This window comes from Streptomyces sp. NBC_00271 (assembly GCF_036178845.1).
Taxonomy (GTDB): domain Bacteria; phylum Actinomycetota; class Actinomycetes; order Streptomycetales; family Streptomycetaceae; genus Streptomyces.
Map to the genome: position 1 here is coordinate 6,533,592 of NZ_CP108070.1, position 3,637 is coordinate 6,537,228.

Annotated in this window: 4 protein-coding genes; all 4 read left to right on the forward strand. The window is 69.3% G+C overall.

The window, feature by feature from the left end; genetic code table 11:
* Positions 1–146 precede the first annotated feature (146 nt).
* The 4 genes from sbnA to OG798_RS29855 all read left to right on the forward strand — a co-directional run bounded on the left by sbnA (position 147) and on the right by OG798_RS29855 (position 3,535).
* The gene (sbnA, locus tag OG798_RS29840; RefSeq protein WP_218835957.1) at positions 147–1,094 is read left to right on the forward strand and encodes a 2,3-diaminopropionate biosynthesis protein SbnA; all 948 of its coding nucleotides are present in this window, start codon (positions 147–149) and stop codon (positions 1,092–1,094) included.
* Between the two features lie 8 nt (positions 1,095–1,102).
* Complete coding sequence (sbnB, locus tag OG798_RS29845; protein ID WP_267062491.1) at positions 1,103–2,092, forward strand: 2,3-diaminopropionate biosynthesis protein SbnB; 990 nt, start codon at positions 1,103–1,105, stop codon at positions 2,090–2,092.
* A gap of 60 nt (positions 2,093–2,152) precedes the next feature.
* Positions 2,153–3,091 (forward strand): TauD/TfdA family dioxygenase, encoded by a 939-nt coding sequence (locus OG798_RS29850; protein ID WP_267062492.1) that lies wholly within the window; start codon positions 2,153–2,155, stop codon positions 3,089–3,091.
* Between the two features lie 234 nt (positions 3,092–3,325).
* Positions 3,326–3,535, forward strand: coding sequence for an MbtH family protein (locus OG798_RS29855; RefSeq protein ID WP_097225204.1), 210 nt, complete (start codon positions 3,326–3,328; stop codon positions 3,533–3,535).
* Positions 3,536–3,637 lie beyond the last annotated feature (102 nt).

Genomic DNA, 3,637 nt, shown 5'->3' on the forward strand with positions numbered 1-3,637 from the left:
CAAAGTGCTTGCGATATGACGAGAATATAGCTGCCGGATAGGCGACACCTCAAGAATGTCAAGGAGCACGTCGAGCATTCGACGCGATCAAGGTTCGGGAGGTGACAGTCGTGTCGGAGCCACCATTCTCAGGAATTCTTTCGACCGTGGGGAACACCCCGCTCGTGGAATTGGAGAGGCTACTGCCGGGGTTTGAGGCCCGGGTATTCGCCAAGATAGAGAGATTCAATCCGGGCGGCAGTATCAAGGACCGGTCCGGGCTCAGCATGCTGAGCAGCGCGATCGAGAGCGGCGAGCTGGTGCCCGGCCGCTCCGTGGTGGTCGAGTCCAGCTCGGGGAACCTGGCGGTCGGACTCGCCCAGATATGCCGCTACTTCGGGTTCCGCTTCATCTGCGTGGTGGACGGAAAGACCACGGAGCAGAACCTGGCGATCCTGCGCGCCTACGGCGCCGAGATCGAGGTGGTGACCGAGCGGGACGAGCTGACCGGCGAGTACCTGCCGATGCGGCTGCGCCGCGTGCGGGAACTCGTCGCGCGGACGCCGTACGCGTTCTGGCCCAACCAGTACGCCAACCTGCTCAACCCGCAGGCACACGAGAAGACCATGGGGGAGATAGCGCGCGCCCTCGACGGCCGGGTGGACTACCTGTTCTGCTCGGTCAGCACCTTCGGCACGTTGCGGGGCTGCGCCGACCACATCCGCAAGCAGGGGATGGACACCACCGTCGTCGCGGTGGACGCCGAGGGCAGTGCCATCTTCGGCCTGGAGTCCACCCGCCGTCTCATCCCCGGGCACGGGGCGTCGGTCGTGCCGGCCCTGATGGACCCGACCGCCGCCGACCGGGTCGTCCACGTCTCCGACCTGGACTGCGTGGTGGCCTGCCGCAAGCTCATCCACCGCGAGGCCATCCTGGCCGGCGGCTCGTCCGGGGCGACCGTCGCCGCGCTGGCCCGGCTGAGGGACGAGATCCCGGCCGACTCGACCGTCGCGCTCGTCTTCCCCGACGGCGGCGACCGTTATCTCGACACGATTTATTCCGACACGTGGGTGCGCCGACATTTCGGTGAAGTCGCGCACCTCTGGAAGGACTGAACCCCGTCATGCTCATCATCCGGCACTCCGAGGTCGGGCAGATTCTGAACGGCCGTGAACTCGAGAACATCGAGGCCGTCGCGGACGCCTACCGCATTCACGCACAGGGCGACACCGCGGTGCCGCACTCCATATTCCTTCGCTTTCCCGGACAGCCGCGCAATCGCATCATCGGCCTGCCCGCCTACCGGGGCGGAGAGAAGCCGGCCGCGGGTATGAAGTGGATCTCGTCCTTCCCGGCCAACATCGACCGGGGCATTCAGCGCGCCAACGCGGCGATCATCCTCAACTCCCTGGAGACCGGCCGCCCCGAGGCGCTCGTCGAGGGCTCGCTGATCTCCGCCAAGCGCACCGCCGCCAGCGCGGCGCTCGCCGCCGAACTGCTCACCCGCGACCGCCGCCCGGACGGCCTCTCGCTGATCGGCTGCGGCGTCATCAACCTGGAGATCCTGCGCCACACCCGGGCGGCCGTCCCCGGCCTCAAGACCGTGACGCTGTACGACAGTTCGGCCGAGCGGGCCGCTTCGTTCGCCGCCCAGGCGGCCGAGGCCGCCCCGGAGGCGCGGGTGGTCACGGTCTCCACCGCCGAGGAGGCGCTCGCCGCCCAGGGCCTGGTCTCCATCGCGACCTCCGCCATCGAACCGCACCTGGACCTGAGGGCCGCCGTGCCCGGCACGGTCGTCCTGCACATCTCGCTGCGCGACCTGCTGCCCGAGTCGCTGCTCGACGCCCACAACATCGTCGACGACGTCGACCACGCGCTGCGCGAGCGCACCTCGCTGCACCTGGCCGAGCAGCTCGCGGGCCACCACGACTTCATCGACCCGACGATCGGCGAACTCCTCCTGGGCGAGGGCACGTTCACCCCCCAGTCGGGCCGCACGATCGTCTACGCGCCCTTCGGTCTAGGCGTCCTCGACATCGCGCTGGCCGACGACGTGCTGACCACGGCCCGGCAGAAGGGGCTGGGCGTGGAGGTGGAGGGCTTCCTGCCGTAGCCCCGGCCGCTCGGCGGCGTACCGGCATCACCTGAACGACGACACGAGAGGAAAGCAACCATGACCGACCGCAACGGCTGGTCGCCGCTGGAGATCACTCCGGGCGACGTGGGCGCAGCGGCGACCCCGGAGGCGCTCGTCGAGCACCTCGACAGCATCGACCTGGCCGGGCTGCTGGTCCGCGAGAAGGCCGTGGTCTTCCGCGGGTTCAAGGTGCCCGGCGAGGGGCTGGACCCGGTCCTCGACCGGCTGCTGCCCCGCCGCCTCGCCTACGTGCACGGCAACTCGCCGCGCACCAAGGTCGGCTCCAACGTGTACACCTCGACGGAGTACCCGCAGGAGTACACCATCTCGATGCACAACGAGATGTCGTACGCCCACGCCTGGCCGACCCGGCTCGCCTTCTACTGCGCCGTCGCCCCGGAGACCGGCGGTGCCACGCCGGTCGTCGACGCCGCGCTGTGGCTGGAGGCCCTCGACCCGGAGGTCCGCGAGGCCTTCGAGGCCGGGGTGCGCTACACGCAGAACCTGCATGGCGGCAAGGGCCTCGGCAAGAGCTGGCAGGACACCTTCGAAACCGGGGACCGGGACGAGGTCGACGTCTTCCTCAAGGAGTCGGAGGCCGAGTGGAGCTGGGGGCCGGGCAACAGCCTGAAGGTCAGCCAGCTGCGCCACTCCACGATGCGTCACCCGGTCACCGGCGCCGAGGTCTGGTTCAACCAGTCCGACCAGTGGCACCCGGCCTCGCTCGGCGACGACACCGCGAAGGCGCTCGCCCAGATCATGCCGGCCGACGAGCTTCCACAGTCCGTGACCTTCGCGGACGGCAGCCCGATCCCGGACGAGTACGTCCTGCAGGTGCGCGACCGTGGCCTGGAGAACGCGGTGAACGTCGACTGGTACGAGGGCGACCTGCTGCTCATCGACAACCTGCTGGTCGGCCATGGCCGCCGCCCGTTCACCGGCCCGCGCCGGATCCTCGTCGCGATGTCCGACTGACGGCCGGTCCGACCGGCCGACCTTCGTAGGTCGACTTCCGTTGGCCTACCGCGGTTGGCCAACCTCCGTAGGCCACCCCCCACAGCGGGGCCCAGCCGGTGGATCCCCCGCCATCGGCCGGGCCCCGCGGCCTGTTTCAGGCCTCGTATAGGCCGGATATGGGCCCGGGTCGAAAACTGGCCAACGCACTACGACCAGCACACCACCGCTCCACCGAAAACACAGGAGACCACCGTGTCCGAGCAGCACGAATCCGCCATCACCCACCGCGTCGTGCTCAACGACGAGGAGCAGTACTCGATCTGGTGGGCCGACCGCGACCTGCCGGCCGGCTGGCACGCCGAGGGTACCGAGGGCACCCGCGAGGAGTGCCTGGCCCACATCGACCGGATCTGGACCGACATGCGCCCGGCCAGCCTCCGCCGTCGGATGGACGCCGCGTAACCGGCCCGGCTCCGGCCGACGGCGCACCACGCGTACGACCGGGCTTCGGCCCGTCACCCCCGCTCTCGATCAGTCACTCACCACACGAGGAGCACACCCTCC